This is a genomic window from Demequina globuliformis (assembly GCF_000975155.1).
GTDB classification, from domain to species: Bacteria; Actinomycetota; Actinomycetes; order Actinomycetales; family Demequinaceae; genus Demequina; species Demequina globuliformis.
This window is the reverse complement of the sequence record NZ_BBRG01000001.1, coordinates 28,223-46,939: the sequence shown is the minus strand read 5'-3', so window position 1 is coordinate 46,939 and position 18,717 is coordinate 28,223. Positions and strand designations below refer to the sequence as shown.

General features: G+C 66.2%; 15 protein-coding genes. 10 read left to right on the top strand and 5 right to left on the bottom strand.

Annotated elements, in window-relative coordinates:
* Nucleotides 1–89: 89 nt before the first annotated feature.
* The 5 genes from AOP75_RS00205 to AOP75_RS12315 all read left to right on the top strand — a co-directional run bounded on the left by AOP75_RS00205 (nt 90) and on the right by AOP75_RS12315 (nt 8,701).
* Nucleotides 90–2,282 carry an NTP transferase domain-containing protein gene (locus AOP75_RS00205; protein ID WP_062076391.1) on the top strand — a complete coding sequence of 731 codons (2,193 nt, stop codon included), beginning with the start codon at nt 90–92 and terminating at the stop codon, nt 2,280–2,282.
* Nucleotides 2,283–2,357: 75 nt separating this feature from the next.
* Nucleotides 2,358–4,772: a glycoside hydrolase family 94 protein gene (locus AOP75_RS00200; protein ID WP_062076390.1), complete on the top strand. Its 2,415-nt coding sequence runs from the start codon at nt 2,358–2,360 to the stop codon at nt 4,770–4,772.
* Between the two features lie 297 nt (nt 4,773–5,069).
* The gene (locus AOP75_RS00195; protein ID WP_062076389.1) at nt 5,070–6,785 is read left to right on the top strand and encodes an HNH endonuclease signature motif containing protein; all 1,716 of its coding nucleotides are present in this window, start codon (nt 5,070–5,072) and stop codon (nt 6,783–6,785) included.
* Nucleotides 6,786–6,848: 63 nt separating this feature from the next.
* The gene (locus AOP75_RS00190) at nt 6,849–8,543 is read left to right on the top strand and encodes a sodium-dependent transporter (protein WP_062076388.1); all 1,695 of its coding nucleotides are present in this window, start codon (nt 6,849–6,851) and stop codon (nt 8,541–8,543) included.
* Complete coding sequence (locus AOP75_RS12315; protein WP_083966573.1) at nt 8,540–8,701, top strand: methionine/alanine import family NSS transporter small subunit; 162 nt, start codon at nt 8,540–8,542, stop codon at nt 8,699–8,701. Before AOP75_RS00190 ends, AOP75_RS12315 begins: the two co-directional genes overlap by 4 nt.
* A gap of 122 nt (nt 8,702–8,823) precedes the next feature.
* On the opposite strand, the gene AOP75_RS00185 is transcribed toward AOP75_RS12315, so the two are convergent.
* From AOP75_RS00185 to AOP75_RS12580, 3 genes are read right to left on the bottom strand one after another with little or no spacing between them, the layout of a single operon-like run.
* On the bottom strand, nt 8,824–9,876 hold the full coding sequence (locus AOP75_RS00185) for a hemolysin family protein (protein WP_062076387.1): 1,053 nt from the start codon (nt 9,874–9,876) through the stop codon (nt 8,824–8,826).
* Nucleotides 9,869–11,254 (bottom strand): hemolysin family protein, encoded by a 1,386-nt coding sequence (locus AOP75_RS00180; protein ID WP_062076386.1) that lies wholly within the window; start codon nt 11,252–11,254, stop codon nt 9,869–9,871. The genes AOP75_RS00185 and AOP75_RS00180 overlap by 8 nt, the downstream gene beginning before the upstream one ends.
* A complete protein-coding gene (locus AOP75_RS12580; protein ID WP_161794510.1) occupies nt 11,251–11,412 on the bottom strand; it encodes a hypothetical protein in 162 nt (53 codons plus the stop codon). The genes AOP75_RS00180 and AOP75_RS12580 overlap by 4 nt, the downstream gene beginning before the upstream one ends.
* Nucleotides 11,413–11,533: 121 nt before the next feature.
* On the opposite strand from AOP75_RS12580, the gene AOP75_RS00175 reads away from it, so the two are divergent.
* A complete protein-coding gene (locus AOP75_RS00175) occupies nt 11,534–11,956 on the top strand; it encodes a hypothetical protein (protein WP_062076385.1) in 423 nt (140 codons plus the stop codon).
* 215 nt (nt 11,957–12,171) lie between these two features.
* Nucleotides 12,172–13,929 carry a glycosyl hydrolase family 18 protein gene (locus AOP75_RS00170; protein WP_062076384.1) on the top strand — a complete coding sequence of 586 codons (1,758 nt, stop codon included), beginning with the start codon at nt 12,172–12,174 and terminating at the stop codon, nt 13,927–13,929.
* Nucleotides 13,930–14,100: 171 nt separating this feature from the next.
* Here AOP75_RS00170 and AOP75_RS12955 read toward each other — a convergent pair whose 3' ends face one another.
* Nucleotides 14,101–14,715, bottom strand: coding sequence for a sugar O-acetyltransferase (locus AOP75_RS12955; protein WP_083966572.1), 615 nt, complete (start codon nt 14,713–14,715; stop codon nt 14,101–14,103).
* Between the two features lie 228 nt (nt 14,716–14,943).
* On the opposite strand from AOP75_RS12955, the gene AOP75_RS00160 reads away from it, so the two are divergent.
* Together AOP75_RS00160 and AOP75_RS00155 are read left to right on the top strand one after the other, a co-directional pair.
* Nucleotides 14,944–15,282 (top strand): hypothetical protein, encoded by a 339-nt coding sequence (locus AOP75_RS00160; RefSeq protein ID WP_062076383.1) that lies wholly within the window; start codon nt 14,944–14,946, stop codon nt 15,280–15,282.
* 45 nt (nt 15,283–15,327) lie between these two features.
* Nucleotides 15,328–16,455, top strand: a complete 1,128-nt coding sequence (locus tag AOP75_RS00155) for an Rv2578c family radical SAM protein (RefSeq protein ID WP_062076382.1) — start codon at nt 15,328–15,330, stop codon at nt 16,453–16,455.
* A 113-nt stretch (nt 16,456–16,568) separates the two neighbouring features.
* Here the strand turns inward: AOP75_RS00155 and AOP75_RS00150 are convergent, their stop codons facing one another.
* Nucleotides 16,569–16,862 carry a hypothetical protein gene (locus AOP75_RS00150; protein WP_062076381.1) on the bottom strand — a complete coding sequence of 98 codons (294 nt, stop codon included), beginning with the start codon at nt 16,860–16,862 and terminating at the stop codon, nt 16,569–16,571.
* 164 nt (nt 16,863–17,026) lie between these two features.
* Between AOP75_RS00150 and AOP75_RS00145 the strand changes: the two genes are divergently transcribed.
* Nucleotides 17,027–18,676: a cation:proton antiporter gene (locus tag AOP75_RS00145; protein ID WP_062076380.1), complete on the top strand. Its 1,650-nt coding sequence runs from the start codon at nt 17,027–17,029 to the stop codon at nt 18,674–18,676.
* Nucleotides 18,677–18,717 lie beyond the last annotated feature (41 nt).

The following is an 18,717-nucleotide window of genomic DNA, read 5'->3' as shown; positions in this document are numbered from 1 at the left end:
TAGGAGTTCCGGGTGGAAGGGGATAGAGTTTTCCTCGGAGTTAGGTAGGTTTCCTAACAAACACTGTGGTCGACCTGAGGAGCACCCCGATGGCCAATGTCGCTGACTCACCCTTCGCCAAGCCCGTCACCGCGGCGGTGGTCCTCGCAGCGGGGGCCGACGACGCGTCGCGCGCCTTGCTCTCCGAGAGCCTGGGAGACGCCACCGTGGCTGAGCTCGCGCTCGCCAATGTGCGCGCAGTCGTGCCAGCCAGCCACATTGTGGTCGTGACCGCGCCGGGCGACACCGCGATCCGCGAGCACCTGGGCGCTGACCTCACCTACGTCGAGCAGACCGAGCCGCTGGGGACCGGAGACGCCGTGCTCGCCGCCCGTGACGCGCTTCCGGCCGATGCTGCAGCACTGCTGGTGACGTATGCCGACACCCCGCTGCTGCGCACCGACTCGCTGCGCGGCTTGCTTAACCGCCACCACCTGTTGGGCGCCGACTTCTCATTGCTGACGGCGGTCGTCGACCAGCCGCTGCCCTACGGACGCATTGAGCGCGGCGACCGTGACCAGGTGACCGCCATCGTGGAGCCTGAGGATCTCACGGCGTCCGGCCAGCACCTCCACGAGATCAACGTGGGCTCTTATGTCGCGGCTCCCGAGCGCCTGTTCGCGCAGATCGACGCGCTCGCGGCCACCGGCGAGCACCGCCTGACCGAGGTGGCCCGCCAGTTCATCCAGGACGGCTCAACGGTGGTGACTTACCGGAGCCTCGATCCCGACGAGGTCCAGGGCATCAACACGCCTGAGGAACTGCAGGTTGCCGCGGACATTGTCCTCAAGCGCCTATTTATGCCCAAGAAGGACACCGATACCACCATCAAGTTCGGCACCGGCGGGTGGCGTGCGGTGATTGGCGAGGGCTACACGCTGGGCAACCTGCGTCGCCTGTGTCAGGCCATTGCAAACGAGGCCACGCGCCAGGGGATTGGCAGCAAGGGTGTGGTGATTGGCGGCGACCGCCGTTTCCTGTCGCGCGAGTCCGCCGAAGCGGCCGCCGAGGTTTTCGCGGGCAACAACATCCCCGTGATCTTGCTCCCGGACGACGTCCCGACCCCGCTCGTGACCTTTGCGGCGCCGTACACGAACGCCGCGTACGGCGTCATCATCACCTCCAGCCACAACCCACCGGAGTGGAACGGCGTCAAGGTCTTCCGGGCCGACGGCTCGCTGCCGCTGGACGAGGAGACCGACCGCTACCAGGACGAGGCAAACGCCATGTCCGTTGACGACGTCATCTCGCTGGACCTGGCCCTGGCGCGCAAGGCCGGCATGGTCGAGGACAAGCCGCTCACCGAGCCCTACATCGACGCCATCGAAAAAATCATCGACGTCGAGGCGGTGCGTGGGTCCGACCTGCGCGTCGTGGTTGACCCCATGTACGGCACGAGCCAGCTGACGCTCGGCACGATTCTGTCTGACATGCGCGTGCGCGCCGAGTTCATCCACGGCGCCCACAACCCGCTCTTCGGCGGCGTCGCGCCGGCTCCCGACCTTCAGCGGCTGTCCAGCCTCATCAACATCATCGAAAAGGGCGCGGGGGAGTACGACCTCGGGATGGCCACCGACGGCGACTCCGACCGCATCGGCATTGTTGATGAAACCGGCGAGTACATCTCGACCAATGACCTGCTCCTCCTCCTGTACTGGTACCTCCACGAAGTCCGTGGTGAAAAGGGCGGCGTGGTGCGCAACCTCGCGACCACCCACCTGCTGGACCGTTTGGCCGCGCACTTTGGCGAAGAGTCCTTCGAGTGCAAGGTGGGCTTCAAGCACGTCACGGCGGGCATGGACAAGATTGGCGCGGTGCTCGGAGGTGAATCCTCTGGAGGTCTTACCGTGCGCGGATGGATCCTGGGTAAGGACGGCATCTTCGCCTGTGCCCTGGTCGCCGAGATGCTCGCCAGCACCGGCAAGCGCATCTCCGAGCTGCGCGAGATGATCTACGAGATCACCGGCCGCCTTTACACGGAAGAAGCGGGCGTCCCCGCCACACCGGAAATGCGTGTCGCCGTCCCGCGCCGCCTGGAAGCGGACCCGCTGACGCACATCGGCCCCTACCCGGTCGAGTCCATCAGCCACCTCGACGGCACCAAGATTGTGCTCGAGAACGACAACTGGGCGCTGCTGCGGTTCTCCGGAACCGAGCCGGTCCTACGCATGTTCGTCGAAGCAGACAGCCCCGAGAAGGCCACGGAACTCATGGACTGGCTCAAGGGCTTCGTGACCGCGTAAGGTCGCGCCCCCACCCAGCCCGAGCATCGGCCCCCACCACTTCACCTCAACGGAACAGAACGGACACCGCCCCCTATGCAGTACGGTCACTTCGACACCGACAACGACGAATACGTCATCACGCGCCCCGACGTCCCCGTCTCCTGGACGAACTACCTGGGCACCAAGAACATGTGCACCGTGCTGTCGCACAACGGTGGCGGTTATTCGTACTACAAGTCCTCGCAGTACGGGCGCATCTCCCGCTTCCGCCAAAACGGTGTCCCGCTGGACCGTCCCGGCCACTACGTCTACGTGCGCGACAACGCTGACGGCGACTACTGGTCGTCGGCCTGGCAGCCCGTCGGCAAGCCCTTCGAGGGGGAAGGCGCCGCGAAGTACACCACAGCGCACGGCCTCGGATACTCGCGCTTTGAGTCGAGTTACCGCGGCATCGACACCTCGCACACCATCTTCATTCCGCTCGAGGACGACGTCGAACTGTGGGACGTCCGCGTCACCAACACGTCCGACGAGGTGCGCGAGCTGACCGTGGGCTCTTACGTGGAGTTCGCCTTCCACACCATCACGATCGACAACCAGAACCTGCAGATGTCGCTGTACGCCTCGGGCTCGTCCTATGAGGACGGGATCATCGAGTACGACTTCTACTACGAGCCCTGGACGTTCCATTACTTCTGCTCGTCCGAGACGCCGTCGTCGTACGACTCGCTGCGCGACAACTTCATTGGCCCCTACCGCGACGAGCGCAACCCCATCGCGATCGAGCGCGGCCACGGCACCAACCAGTCCGCGACCACCCAGAACCATTGCGGCTCGCTGCAGCACGTCATCACGCTGCAGCCGGGTGAGACCAAGCGCCTGGTCTACATGCTGGGCTACGGCTCGCGCGACGAGGCCGCCCGCCCCATCCAGGCCAAGTACGCGGACCTCGCGAACGTGGACGCCGAGTACGCGGCCCTGCGCGAGTACTGGAAGGCCAAGCAGAACAAGCAGCGCATCTCCACGCCGCACGAGGGCATGAACACGATGATCAACTCGTGGACGCTCCTGCAGGCCGAGACCTGCGTGGTGTGGTCGCGCTTCGCGTCGTTTGTCGAGGTGGGCGGTCGCACCGGCCTGGGTTACAGGGACACCGCTCAGGACGTCATGAGCGTCATCCACTCCAACCCTACGAAGACGCGCCAGCGCATCCTCGAACTGCTGCGCGCTCAGGTCTCGAGCGGCTACGGCATTCACCTGTTTGAGCCCAAGGCGTTCGACCCGGACGCCGAGAAGCTCCCGGACATCCCTTCGCCCACCATTGTGCCGACGCCGTCCACCGACGACCTCATCCACGGGCTCGAGGACACCTGCTCCGACGACCACCTGTGGCTGGTGCCGTCCATCGTGGAGTTCATCAAGGAAACGGGCGACCTGGACTTCCTGGATCAGTCGATTCCGTTCGCCGATGGCGTCGAAGCCACCGTGTACGACCACCTCAAGGCGGCGCTGGACTTCTCCGCCGAGCAGATTGGCCAAAACGGTGTCGCGCTTGGTCTGCGAGCCGACTGGAACGACTGCCTCAACCTTGGCGGTGGCGAAACGTCGCTCGTGACGTTCCTCCACGCCTGGGCCATCAACGCCTTCCTCGAGGTCGCTGCACACCGCGGAGACGACGAGGCGATCGCGAAGTACACGGCCGAGCGCGAGCGCATTGCGACCGTTGCCGACGAGCAGCTGTGGGACGGCAAATGGTGGATCCGCGGCTACACCCGCGACGGCGTCAAGGTCGGCTCCAACGAGAACAAGGAAGGCAAGATCTTCCTTGAGCACCAGGCATGGCCCGTGATCGCCGGCATCACGTCGCAGGAGCGCGGCGAGCAGTCCATGGACTCCGTGCGCGAGCTGCTGGGATCGGAGTACGGCAACCACCTCAACTGGCCCGCCTTCACTGAGGTCGACGACACTGTGGGCTTCGTGACGCGCGTGTACCCGGGCATCAAGGAGAACGCCGCGATTTTCTCCCACCCCAACGCGTGGCCGATTATCGCCGAGGCCATGTTGGGACGTGGCGACGAGGCAGTCGACTTCTACGACAAGATCCTGCCGTACAACCACAACGACAACATCGAGGTCCGTGGCGCCGAGCCCTACGCGTACGTGCAGTTCCTGTACGGGCGCGACCACGAGTGGTTTGGCAAGGCACAGAACCCGTGGCTGACCGGTACCGCGGGCTGGATGTACACCGCGGTGACCAAGTACATCCTCGGTATTCGCCTCGCCTTCGACGGCCTGGTGATCGACCCCTCCATCCCGAAGGACTGGGACGGTTTCTCCGTGCGCCGTGAATGGCGCGGGGCCGTCTACAACATCGAGGTGAAGAACCCCTCGCATGTGTCCAAGGGTGTCGCTTCGGTGACGGTTGACGGCGTGGATGTCGATGCGTCTGCCCCCATCCCGGTTCAGCAGGCGGGCACCGAGGTGTCCGTCGTGGTGACTCTGGGCTAGTCGCTGGCGGGCTCAGTGCTCGCTGTTGAGGCTCCCACCGCGCGTCCCCAGCGTGCGGCGGTGCCTTGTCCCTCACGGTGTGAAGCCGGACGCGGACGGGGCTGTTGTGAACGACGCCCCGTGTGGCGGGTCCGTCGCCGGCCTTGTGCTGGTGCGGTTCCGCTGCGCGGGGCGTTTGTGCGTCTGATTGGGCCTTTTGGAGGGGCGGGCCGATGCCTCGGTTGGGTGGCGTGCGAGGTGCGGGCCGATGCCCGGGTGACGCCACAGCGTGTCAGACCCCTCTGGTGGGGTAGAGGTATGGCAATCGATGCAGCGGAGATCGAGCGAGTGACAGACGTCATGCGCTCTCTCGCTGCGCGCGATGTGGCCGACCTTGACCGGGCCCAACTCAAGGCGGTCATGGCTGCCGCAGCGACGTTGGAACGCGTGGTGGGTGCCTTCGGGTCGCGGCTGGCGGGAGAGGTGAAGCGGTTGTCTGACCCGAGTTTGCCCGGCGGCGGGTTCGCACGCCGGGAGGGATTCGGGGATCCCGGCGGCTTGATTGCGAAGGTGCGAGGCGGCACGGAGTCTGGAGCGAAGCGGGCCATTGATGCAGGTGATGCGTTCACGCCGCGGACCGTTCCGACGCCGGGGGCACGCGAAGGTGATGGAGGCGCGCCCGCCACGGTCGTGCAGAAGTATCCGGTCGTGGCCCGCGCCTGCGTTGAGGGCTCCCTGTCCGTTGACGCAGCGGGACTGATTGTGCGCGGGCGCAACGACGTGTCGGAGAAGGTGTCGCCTGCCGTCCTCGTGGACATGGAGCGCCGGCTCGTCGACCGTGCCCGCGACCGCTCGGCAAGGGATGTGCAACGCATGGTGGCGCGCGCCGTTGCCCGAGTCGATCGCGCAGAACTTCACGAGCGCCAACGCCGTCATCATGCGGAGCGCTACTTCACGTGGAAGGAAGACCACACGGGGATGGTCCGCTTCCACGGGACCATGGACGCCGCGACCGCCGCGCCATTGATGACCGCGATCGAGCAGATGGTGACCCACGAGTTCCGCGCCAGGCGCGATGGCGGGCGCGCCAGTTCTGGTGCCGGCGTGGGTCAAGATGCCGGCGGGCCGGGCGGAGCGGAATCTGGGGCTGGCGCTCACCAACGGAGCACGGACCTCAGGAGTGCGGGACAGATGCGCGCTGACGCCCTCTTTGCGCTGGCGCGCCACGCGCTCGGGTGCAGCGAGACGGAGGCGTCAGGAGTGCGCACGTCCCTCGTGGTACGCATGGGCGTCGAGGATCTCAAGCGGTTGCTCGGCGGTGACACGGAGGGTGCGGCGGGCGCCATTGATGGTGTGAACACTCCTGTGCCCCTCGAGCAGCTCAGAAGGCTGGCAGGCGACGCCGGAGTGATCCCCGAGGTCCTGGGGCGCGATGGTGAAGTGCTCGAGTTGGGGCGGCGGGTGAGGCTGTTTAGCCGGGCCCAACGTGTGGCGCTGCTTGAGCGCGATGGTGGCTGTGCGAAATGTCATGCGCCGCCCGAGCATTGTGAGGCCCACCACATCACGTGGTGGGAGCACGGCGGCCGGACGGATCTGTCGAATGGGGTCATGTTGTGCACCCGCTGTCACCACGACGTTCACCGTCAAGGGTGGGGAATCCGGGCCAGCGGATCGCGGGTGGAGTTTGTGCCTCCACGGACAATCGATCCGGAACGCCGGCCCCGCCTCGGTGGAGCGCGGGCGCTTGAGATCTGGGACGACGCGGCTCCGGGCACTCAGCACGAGCGAAGTGCCGTCGCACCCGGTAGGCGAAAACGGCGCGTTCCGAATGCGGGTTCGCGTATGGCTGCGTCGTGGGAACAGCCTGGAATGACGGTGTCGATGCCTTCCCCGCGGCGGAACACCGACGCCGCCGGCTTGGCTCCGATGCCGGGGTTGCCTCGGGGCTTGTGTGGATACGCGGCAAGCGTCCACGGGCCGTGCGGAATCCGAGTGGTGGCCGGGCGCCGTCACGTGGCGCCGCGATACGGTTGACCCCAGAAAGGCGTCAGAGGCGGCCATAGGCCACCACATCGACGGGGTCCGGGAGTGAGAGAAATGGCGACAGAAGAGTTTGAGCCGTCCCGCAAGCCGGCGGACGCGGGTGGCGCACCAGGTTCTGAGCCCCGGCAGCGGCGAGAGGCGTGGTCGGGCCAAACTGCGTTTATCCTCGCCGCCGTCGGCTCCGCCGTGGGTCTTGGCAACATCTGGCGATTCCCGGGTGAGGCGTACGACAACGGCGGCGGCGCGTTCATGATTCCCTACCTCGTCGCGCTCGTCACGGCAGGCATCCCCATCCTCTTTCTGGACCACGCCATTGGCCATCGATTCCGTGGCTCGTCGCCGTTGGCGCTCAAGCGGGCAGCGCGCGGGGGAGAGGCCGTCGGGTGGTGGCACGTGGCCGTGTGCTTCATCATCGGCCTGTACTACACGGTGATCATCGCGTGGGCACTGTCGTACTTCTTCTTCAGCTTTGGCCTCGACTACGCGGAGGATCCAGCGAGCTTCTTCACGGAGACATTCCTGAAGGTAGCGGAGCCGGGCGTGGGCCTGGACTTCGTTCCTGGCGTGCTCGTACCGCTAGCCGCGATCTGGATTGTGACGCTTGCGGTACTGGCGTTGGGAGTGGCGAAGGGTGTGGAAAAGCTCAACGTCGTGGCCATTCCGCTGTTGCTGGTGGCATTCACCGCGCTCGTCGTGCGCGCGCTGTTCCTGGACGGGGCGGCCGATGGCCTCAACGCGCTCTTTACCCCGGACTTCTCTGCGCTGAGTGACCCCGGCGTATGGATTGCCGCCTATGGGCAGATCTTCTTTTCGCTGTCGATCGCGTACGGAATCATGATCACCTACGCGTCCTACCGCAAGCGTCGCTCCAACGTCACCGGACCCGCATTGGTGGTCGCCTTCAGCAACTCCTCGTTCGAGCTTCTCGCGGGCATCGGCGTCTTCTCGACCGTGGGATTCCTCGCCGCTCAGCAGGGCGTCGCGGTCGGGGATGTGGAAGGGCTCACCGGCATCACGCTCTCCTTCGTGACCTTCCCCGCGGTCATCGCGCAGATGCCTGGCGGCGCAATCTTTGGCGCGCTGTTCTTCGGTTCACTGTTGTTGGCCGGGCTTACCTCACTCGTGTCGGTACTCCAGGTCGTGTTCGCGGCGGTTCAAGAAAAGCTCGGATGGCAGGCGCGCCGCACGGCGCTCACCATTGGGATCCCCATGGCCGTGGTGTCGCTGATTGGTTTCGGTACCACCACGGGACTGCACCTGCTCGACACGCTCGATCAGTGGTCAAACCAGCTCGGCATCGTGGGCGGCGCCGTCCTGATGGTGGTGGTCGTGCTGTGGTTCGGAAGGCGGGGGCAAGAGCTTGCGCGGCACCTGTCGGCAGTGTCGACCATGAAGGTCGGACGCGTGTGGTTGGTCGTCACGTCGCTGGTCGCGATCTTGCTTGTGTACATGTTCGTCGACAAGGTTGCCACCCTCATCACCGAGGGGTACGCGGACCTTCCGAGCTGGTACCTGATGGTCTTTGGATGGGGAACGCTCGCGTTCATCGTTGTCGTCGCGCTTGTCATGCCAGCGATCCCATGGGCGCGCGGCGTCGACCGGTTCGAGGCATGGCCAACGCGCGAGCAGTTGGGCTTGGATCCCGAGCCGGTGGGAGCGCTCCCGCCGCAGGGAAAGAGCCACCATTCGTCCGCCCAGGGGAGTGCCGACGACGATGCCGCGGGCGAACGTGAGGAGGATGACCGATGAGCACCGAAGCAACGGTCTTAATGGTGGTCACCCTGGCCGTGGTGTGGGGAGGCCTAATCGCGTCGATCCTTTTCCTACGCTCCAAGCCTGAGGCAGACGACATGCCCGCGGGTGGGGATGGACCCGAGTCAGAAACGGGCGGCTCGCTCAGCGACTAGCCCCCGCGCCGCTCCGGGCACCGGCCGCATGCCGCACAGGGCACCCGCCTGCATACGGCCGGGTGCCCTGCGAGCCACGCGCGCCACGCGGTCGACTCGGCGCGGCCCGCAGCACACCGTCGCTACGACTGTGCGTCGACTGCCTGCCCCGCGTCCACAACCTCGCCTACGAGCCGCTCGATGACGTCCTCGAGCATCGCGGCGCCAATGACGGTGCCGTCCGCGTCGCGCACAAGCGCGATGTGCGTACCGCGCGCCTGCATCGATGCCAGTGCACGCTCGAGCGAGGCATCGGCGGGAATCCACGTCAGCGGGCGCACGGCGTCCTGAGGCACGGGCTTGGTGGCGCCACCGCGAGGGACGTCCACGAAGTCCTTGAGGTGCAAGTAGCCCACGTAGTCGCCCGTCTCGTCAACGAGGGGGAAGCGGGAGAACCCCGTCTTGATGCACGCCTTCTGCGCGCCCTGCGGCGTCACATCCAGAGGCAACGTCACGAGCTCTTCGCATGGAGTCAGCACGTCAAGGACCGTCTCGAAGGACAGTTGCAGCGACCCGGCCATGACCTGGTGCTCGTGATCGTCCAGCAGTCCCTCGTCGCGCGACTCGTGCACGAACGCCGCGACTTGGTCCGCATCAAACGCGGACGCGACCTCGTCGCGCGGCTCCACACGGAGCATCCGCAGCACGACATTGGCGATCCAGTTCAGCAGCCAGATCACTGGCTTCAGGATCGTGACGATGCCGTACAGGATCGGTCCCAGCAGCAGGGCCGAGCGCTCCGGTCCGGCGATGGCGATGTTCTTGGGCACCATTTCGCCGAGCACCATGTGCAGGAACACGACGATGAGGAGCGCGATGGCGAAGGCGATGCCGTGCAGCCATGCCCCCTCAATGCCGAGGGCGCCCAGGGGCTTCTCGAGCTGGTGGGCGACGGCAGGCTCACCGAGCGCGCCGAGCCCCAGGGAGCATGCCGTGATGCCGAGCTGAGCGCCCGCCATCATCAGCGACACCTTCTCCATCGCGCGCACGGTGATGCGTGCGGACCAGGAGCCGGCGGTGGCGCGCGGTTCAATCTGAGAGCGTCGGGCAGACACCAGGGCGAACTCGGCACCAACGAAGAAGGCGTTGCCAATCAGCAAGAGGACGGTGAGTCCAATAGCGAGTCCGTCAGACATCGGCGGCCTCCTTTCGTGCAGCGTCCTCGTCCTCGGGCTCGAGGGCCTCCAGAATCAGGCGGTCAACGCGATGCCCATCCAGACGGGTCACGGTCATCCGCACCACGACCGGGGTCGGCAAGTCGTCATCGTCAAGCTCCGCCTCGTTAAGAGCCGGAACCTCAATGGCATCGCCCACAGTGGGGAAGCGTTCAAGGTGCTCGGTGAGGAAGCCGCCCAGGGTGTCCGACTCCCGCGCCTCGGGAAGTTCAATGCGGATAGCATCGCTGGCCTCGTCCGGCCGCAGCAGGCCAGACAGCGACCAGCGCCGTTCGCCAATGCGGCGGTAGCGGGCAACGGGGCGGTCCTGCTCGTCCTCGATCTCGCCGACGATTTCCTCGACAAGGTCCTCAAGCGTGACGATGCCATCGGTGCCGCCGTACTCGTCCACAACCACGGCGACCTGGCTTCCAGCGCGCAAGGCCTCGAGCACGGCCGACAGCGGCATGGTTGACGGTACGGACGCGACTGGGAGTGCGATGTCGCGCACGGTCGTGGACTTGCGCTGGCGTGACGGCACAGCCAGCGCCTTCTTGAAGTGAGCCACGCCCACAATCTCGTCCACGTCCTCGCCGGTCACCGGGAAGCGGGCATGCCCCGTGCGGGAGGCGAGTGCGAGTACCTCCTGAACGGTGGCATCGGCCTCAATGAAGGTGACGCGTGTGCGGGGCGTCATCGCGTCGGACGCGGTGCGCTCCTTCAACTCCGAGGCGTGCCCCAGGCGTGCCGCGACGCGAGGGTCGAGGGTTCCTTGGGCAGCCGAGCGCGACGCAATCGCTTCAAACTCTTGCGCGGACCGAGCGGACGCCAACTCTTCGCGTGGCTCGATCCCGAGCCGGCGCACAAGCCAGTTCGCCGAGCCGTTGAGCATGCGGATGAGGGGGCCGGCGAACCATGTAAAGGCGCGCTGGGGGCCGGCGATCGCGCGGCCGACGCGCAGTGGTTCAGCGATTGCCCAGTTCTTAGGCACCAACTCGCCGAAGACCATCTGAGTGCCGGTGGCGACGACGAACGCAATGGCGAGCGCGATCCCCAGTGACGTTTCCTCGGGCAGACCAGCACTCTCAAGTCCTGGTCGCAGGAGTGTGGCCAGCGAGGGCTCGGCGATGAATCCGACGAGCAAGCTGGTCACGGTAATGCCGAGCTGTGCGCTCGACAGTTCGGTTGACAGGCGCTTCAAGGCCGCGCGCAAGGACTTGGCGCGCTTGTCGCCGGACTTCGCTTCGCGCTCCACGGTGGGCCGGTCGACCGTCATGAACGCGAACTCTGCGGCGACAAAGAGCGCGTTGGCTGCGATGAGGAGCACCGCCAGGACAAGGAGGAGCCACGCTTGCGTCATGCGAGGTGGCCGATGCGCTGAGGACGAGCGTTCGCTACGCCGCAGGTGGCCTGCGGAGTGCGGGAACGCTGAGCGTCACGGGAAAGGTGGGCGGGGGCTGGCGCCAGGCCGGGCTCGGGGGCCTCGGGCTGGCGCTGCGGACTATGGCCGTCGGGCATGCAGGGATTGTACGGGACAAGCGGCGCCAAGGCACGCCGCTTGTCCGCAATGCCATGCCCGCGGCGCCCCCGGCGGTTTGTGTCGGGCGAGCGGGCAGGCTGCCGTGCCACAGTAGTGAACATGGAACGCACTGAAGAGTCGGTGGATGAGTTTCTGCGCGCACACGACATCGACGGCTCGCTGTCTCTCCTGGATTCCGCGCTACGGGAAGAGTTGCCGGACGCGTCGCGCGCCCTGTGGCGCGGGGTCTTTTGGGGAGGCACTGAGCAGGCGATCATTGGCTATGGCGACATCGTGCAACCACGCCCGCGAGGAAAGGACGTGGAGTGGTTCCTGATTGGCCTGGCGCGGCAGAAGGACTACGTGAGTCTCTACGTCAACGCCGCCGAAGGCGGCCAGTACCTCGCGAAGGTGTACGGCAAGGACATGGGTGCGTCCAAAGTGGGATCGGCCTCGATCAGTTTCCGTGCCGCCGACGGTCTCGACTTCACTGTGCTGCGCGTTATGGTGCGCCACGCGGCGCGCATCCAGGCGTACCGCTAGGCATCGCACCGCCGATGCTCCGTCGGCTGGAGCGGCGCGGCCAGCAGTTGTGGCGCGTGTTGTCGCATATATTGCGACGCTTGTGCGCATATTGGCACGTTTCTCCCGTTTGCCGAGCGAAAGTTACGTGATTTCCCTTATCTACAGGTCTGGGCGATGTGGTTAGCGTGCACGTGTCCGTGGAAACCACAAGCTCAAGCAATGAGGCCTGATCGATGAACACATGGAACACCCGCCTGACGCGCACTGCGTGGGCAACCACCGCGGCCCTGGGCATCTCCGCCATGGCTGCCACCACAGCATCGGCCGCCGGCTCCATGCCAGCGCCCGAGGACCCCGACGGCATCAACGGATACCGTTCGGTCGGCTACTTCCAAGCCCACGCGCCCAGCAAGGACGGTCGCGACTACCAGGTCGCGGACATCATTGACTCTGGCGCCATCAACCATCTGACTCACATCAACTACTCGTTTGGCAACGTCACCAGTGAACTGATCTGCGACATCACGGATGCGACTGCGCCGGATGACGCCGTCGACCCCGGGCAGATGGAGGGTGACCCTCTCAACGACTACCAGCGCTTGGTGTCGAAGAAGGATTCCGTCGACGGCAAGGCCGACAAAGCAGGCCAGGCGCTCGCGGGTAACTTCAATCAATTGCGCAAGCTCAAGGCGCAGTATCCGGACGTCAAGATCCTTATCTCCCTGGGTGGCTGGACCTGGTCGGACAATTTCTCCGAAGCCTCGCTGACTCCTCAGAGCCGAGAGCGCCTCGTCGACTCGTGCCTCGACATCTACATTGATGGCGACCTGCCCGTGGCCGACGGCTTTGGCGGCGAGGGCGTTGCCGCCGGCATCTTCGATGGCATCGACATCGACTGGGAATGGCCCGCGGCTGACGGTGAGCACCCGAGCCCCAACCCCGGTGTTGACAAGGAGAACTTCCTGTCGCTGCTCGAGGAGTTCCGCGCTCAACTGGACGAGCGTGGCGCGGCAACGGGCGAGGACTACCTGCTGACCGGTTTTGCGCCGGCCGGGTGGGGGCCGCGCACCAACGGCGGTTGGGTGGATCCGCGTGCCGTGGAAACGTTCGACTTCCTCAATGTGCAGGGCTACGACTACCACGGCGGGTGGGTGCAGAACCAGACCGGCCACCAGGGAAACCTGCACGGATACCAGTGGCCCGTCGACCCCGCGAACCCCGAGGGCGAGCAGGCGAGCGCCAACTGGGGTCTCGCCGCCGACGGGCTCATGAACGCGTACCGCGCCGCGGGTTACTCGGGCGACCAGCTCAACCTCGGCATGGCGATCTACGGTCAGGGCTGGGAAGGCGTCGCTGACGGCGAGATCGCGGGCGCTGCGGCGACCGCCTCCATTGGTACCAAGACCTACGACGAGATCAAGAACCTGGGCGAGGGTTACTTTGACCCGGTCGCTGGTGCCTCATGGCGCTACGACGGTGACCAGTGGTGGAGCTACGACGACGTCAGGTCCGTGCGGGCCAAGTCCGAGTGGCTTGCTACCGGGGACTTCGGGGGTGCCATGTGGTGGGACCTGTCCGGAGACATCAAGGCGGACCTGGTGACGGCGGCCGGCACGGTCTTTGCTGCAGCGCAGCCGGGTCCGACGGTGGGCGAGAACTGTGCTGCACCGTGGTTCAAGACGTCCGTCTACACCAAGGGTGACGTCGTGTCGCATGACGGCGCCGAGTACACCGCGCAATGGTGGGTGCGAAACACCGAACCAGGTGCGGCGCCGTCGAACGGCTGGAAGAAGGTCGGCGACTGTGGCACCTCTGGTGCCGAGGTCGTGGTGGAGGAGTGCGCTCCCGCGTGGGACGCTTCCGAAACCTACAAGCGCGGTGCGCGCGTGTCGGTAGCTGGCGTGAACCACACGTCCGAGTGGTGGAACACCGCGAAGGCGCCCGGCGCAGCCGCCTGGGGCCCGTGGGAGGCGGGGGCGTTGTGCGCGTAGCACGACGCTAGTTCAGTCGGCGGCGACCGTGTGCCGTCCCGCCGCCGACTGATCCCCATACCAAGGCGAAGGGCCGGTGCTGCTCAGTGCAGCATCGGCCCTTTCGTTGTTCAGACAGAGGATGCGGCGGGCCGATGTCGTCGCGAACACGACCTGCGCACGTCGAGTTCCCTAGTGCTCAGCGAGGCTCCTGATCACACGCGCGGGATTCCCAGCCGCGAGCACGCCAGGCGGGATGTCCTTCGTGACGACCGAGCCGGCGCCGACCACTGCGTTGTCGCCGATCGTGACGCCGGGGCACACCACCACCGACCCGCCGATCCACACGTTCGAGCCGAGCGTGATGGGCAATGCGCGTTCCCATCCCTCGCGGCGGACGTGTGGATCCATCGCGTGATTGGGGGTGTACAGCCTGACGTCGGGGCCAATGAGGCAGTCGGAGCCGATGGTCACGAGGCCGCCGCCAAGGATGAGCAAGCCCGTATTGATGAAGACGTTGTCGCCGATGCGCACTCGCTCGCCGTAGTCCATGTAGATGGGCGGCCGGAAGTCGAGGTTGTGGCCGCAGGCGTCCAGGAGGTCATGCATGAGCTCGTTGGCGCGGCGTGGGCTCTTGGGATAGATCTCGTTGATGGCGCGGCATGCGGCTTGCGTGGCGGCAGTGCGCTCGGCGAGTTCGGGGCCCGCGTGGCGGTAGCGGAACCAGTCGCCCGCGACGAGCTTGTCGAACTCCGAGCGGTCCGGGTCCTCGTCGAATGCGGCGTCCATGCCTGCGTGTACTCCCATCGGTGGAAGGCCTGTCCTCACGCTACTCCTGGTGGCCAGCAGGCGGGGGTCAGACTGGGGGAGCATGGGCCTGGATGCCCGCGGCGCGCCATTGAGCCACGAACACCCAGATAAGTTGAGTGTGCCAGCAAACTCTTGCTGTGGAAAACCGACTCTGGTGCCCTGGCGTCCGTAGCGTCGTGGAAGTCGCGACCTGCGCGACTCACGCCGACGTCAAGGGGGCCCTTCGTGACGACATTCCGCTCAACTTCAGTCTCTGTTCTTGCCGGTGCGGGGTTCGCGCTGTCCGTTCTGACCGGCTGCGCGTGGGGTGCGGCCGATGCCGGGGACAGCACCGTGTCGACGTCACCGTCCGCCTCGGCCGTCGAGGGGGAGGGGTGGTCGTTCGACTCCGAGCGCGCTCGGAAGCACCGTGACAAGATTGCCGCGCTCGTGGACTCGTGGGCGTCGCCGGCGACTGGCCTGAGCCCGGAACTGCCCGCCGCCGCGTCCAGCGCTACGCCGACTGCCAGCGCCGCCGTCGCCGAACGACACAACGCGCTGCGCCACCGCACGGAGGTCCCGTAGCGCGTCATGCTTGCCAGGGGTTCGAACGTATGTTCGAATGGACGCATGCGATGGGACAGCCAGGTGACCACCGTGGAGCAGGCAGACGTGCTGCCAGGGCTCGCGCGCCTCAACACCTTCATCAGGTCCGTCCGCACGCCTGAGTTCGCCGGTGTCACCTTTCACGAGATTCACGCGAAGAGTGCGCTCAACAAGGTAGGCGTGAACTCTGCCGTGCCGTTCACATGGACCATCAACCCGTATCGAGGTTGTTCCCATGCCTGCGTTTATTGCTTCGCGCGGCCCAGCCACCAGTACCTCGAACTCGACGCTGGCACGGACTTCGACAACCAGGTGATCGTGAAGACCAACATCGCGGAAGCGCTGCGGGCGGATCTCGCGAAGCCCTCGTGGCAACGCGAGCACGTGGCACTTGGTACCAACACCGACCCGTACCAGCGCGCAGAGGGCCGGTATCAGCTGATGCCCGGCATCATCGACGCGCTCGCGGACTCCGGGACCCCCATGTCGATCCTCACCAAGGGGACGCTGGTACGGCGCGACCTTCCGCGCCTCCAGCAAGCGGCGAGGTCGGTGCCCGTCGACATTGCCATGTCGATTGCGATCTTCGATGATGACCTTCAACAAAGCATCGAGCCTGGTACGCCCAGCACCGCCGCGCGCCTCGCGACTGTGACGGCGGCGGCGGAGGCTGGGTTCAGTGTCGCGGTGTTCATGATGCCGGTACTGCCATATCTCACCGACGCGCCGGAGCATCTCGACCAAGCACTGGGCAGGATCAAGGAGGCGGGTGCCACCTCCGTCACGTACACGGCTCTCCACCTGCGTCCGGGAGTCAAAGAATGGTACGCGCGCTGGCTCAACACGCACCGGCCTGACCTCACGCCACGCTATCGCCGCTTGTACGGCGATGGCAGCTACGCGCCCAAGCACTACCGGCGCGAGCTCGCGGAACGTATCCGGCCGCTGATCCGCGCACACGGCCTTGAACGTGCAGTGGAGGATCCCCAGACGGGTTCAATGGGTCAGACGGCGCAGGCGCGTGCCAACGCGCGCGACGACAACGGCGAATGGCGGCGCACCCGTGTCCGAGACTCCGGGCTGGCGGCCACGCGACAGGACGCTCGTGCCAACCTCGCGCTCGAACGCGACGAGTCAGCAACGTTGTTCTAGGGGCACTTCCGCGCGGCTGAAGCGCCAGGTCCCACGGGCGAGGCGCAGGTGCCAGATCACTGGCGGTGAGCGATGCCGAGGGCAGAGGAAGCGTCAGGACTCGGGGCGCTGCATCACCAAGGCGCGAGGTTGATCTCGGAACCCGCGATCACGACCAGGCCATCGTCGTGCACATCGAGCGCATTGATGCCAACCGCAAGCGCCTGCTCAACCGCGTGGCGGGACCGCTCGTCAATGGGCCAGATCGCGGCGCCTTCACCGTCGCTGACGATCATCCCGCGCTGAGTCAAGTCCGTCACCCACATTCGCAGCGGAGCCCGACCTTCGCCCATCGCCGACTGGAACGTCGGCACGGCGGGACGCACTCGCGGACGAGCGCGCGTCGCGGACTGCTGCGGGGTGGGCATCTGTCCTCCTCAACGGGGTAGGCGTGGGCCTCGTGGGCCATTCCCGACATTACCTCGGTCGGGCTGCGAACAAAACCGACGTTCGTCCCAGCTACCGGCGGCGGCCGCACGGGCAGCGTCGATACGATGGCGAGAACTCGCTCACACAGCTCGGGAGGCGCAGCGTGGAGTTCCTGATCATTGCGGTGGTGGCGCTCGTGGCGATCGCCTTCGCGACGGCGTTCGCGCCCCGAGTGGGCATCGCGGCGCCGTTGATTCTCGTGGCTATCGGATTTGGCATGTCGCTGCTGCCCTTCGTGCCCGACGTGGCGATCGACCCAGAGATCATCCTCGCTGGCGTATTGCCCCCGCTGTTGTTCGCGGCAGGTGCCTCCATCCCTGCCACCGACTTCCGACGGGAGTTCAAGGCGATATCGGGACTGTCCGTTGCGCTCACGATCATCTCGACGGCCGTTCTCGGTGTGTTCTTTCACTGGGTGATTCCGGACCTGTCGTGGGCCTGGTCGTTCGCCATGGGCGCGATTGTGTCGCCGTCGGATCCAGTCGCCACGGCCATCATCAAGCGCCTAGGAGTGTCGCCGCGCCTGGTCAGTATCCTTGAGGGAGAGAGCCTCCTTAACGACGCGTGTGCGCTCGTCCTCCTCCGCAGTGCGGTGGTGGCCGCGACCGCCTCGGTCACGGTGCTGGACGTCAGCCTCGACTTTGTGATCGCGATGGCGCTGGCGGTCGTGATCGGCCTACTCGTGGGGCGGTTCAACCTGTGGGTCTCCGGCCGGGTCAAAGACACCACGGCCAACACGGTGTTTACGTTGGCGGTGCCCTTTATCGCTTCGATTCCGGCGGAACTGGTCGGGGCCTCTGGGCTGGTGGCGGCCGTCGTGTGTGGCCTCGTGACCGGCAACGGCTCGGCGCGGGCGCTGTCGCCCCAAGTGCGCATGTCGGACACACAGACGTGGCGAGCCATCGAGCTCATCCTCGAGGGTGCCGTGTATCTCATCGTCGGTCTCGAACTGCTATCGACGATCGAAGTGGTGGAAGCGGAGCACGCCGGCGTCGGCTTCGCTGTCGTCATCGCCGCAGGGGCGCTTGGACTCGTCCTGGTTGTGCGCGCCGCATTCATTGCGCCGCTGCTGTGGGCGCAGGCGAGGCGGGCACGCCGCGCAGCCGCCCTCCGCCCTCACATTGAGCGGATTCGCGAGCGGCTGGGCGACCCTGAAACCGCCTCGGGCGCCATGCGTCAGGTGGGCCGTGCCGCAGGGGGAGTGCGCGGCAGAGCGATCGCGAGCGGCAGGGTCAGTCACGAGCGTGTGACCCGCCACCTGCAGCGTACTGAGGCAGATATCAGTCACCTGATGAGGGCGCCGCTCGGGCCGCGGGAGGGCGCCGTGATGGTGTGGGCTGGCATGCGTGGCGTCGTCACGGTGGCGGCGGCGCAGACGCTCCCCACCGATACTCCCGGGCGCGCCTTGTTGGTCCTGATCGCCTACATCGTCGCCGTAGGGTCCTTGGTCGTTCAGGGAGGTACTGTGCGGTACGCCATCGCACTCCTCAAGCCCTCTCGTGGAGCCACGCCGCAGGAAGAAGCGGCGGAGAGGGCCGAACTCGACAGGTACCTCGACGACGCTGCGGCGCAAGCGCGCGCCGCCTACCGCGCCGACGACCCCGCGTATCACCGCACCACTCAACGCATCGCCGTCATCGAGGCCAAGCGTGACGCGCTGATCGAGGCACGCGGGCTAGGAATATTTAGCTCCGAGGTGCTCTCGGCGACCCTCGACAAACTTGACGCCGAGCAGATTCGCCTCGAGATGTAGTCCCCACGCGCCTTCACCCGGGCGCATGGTGCTTGGACGGG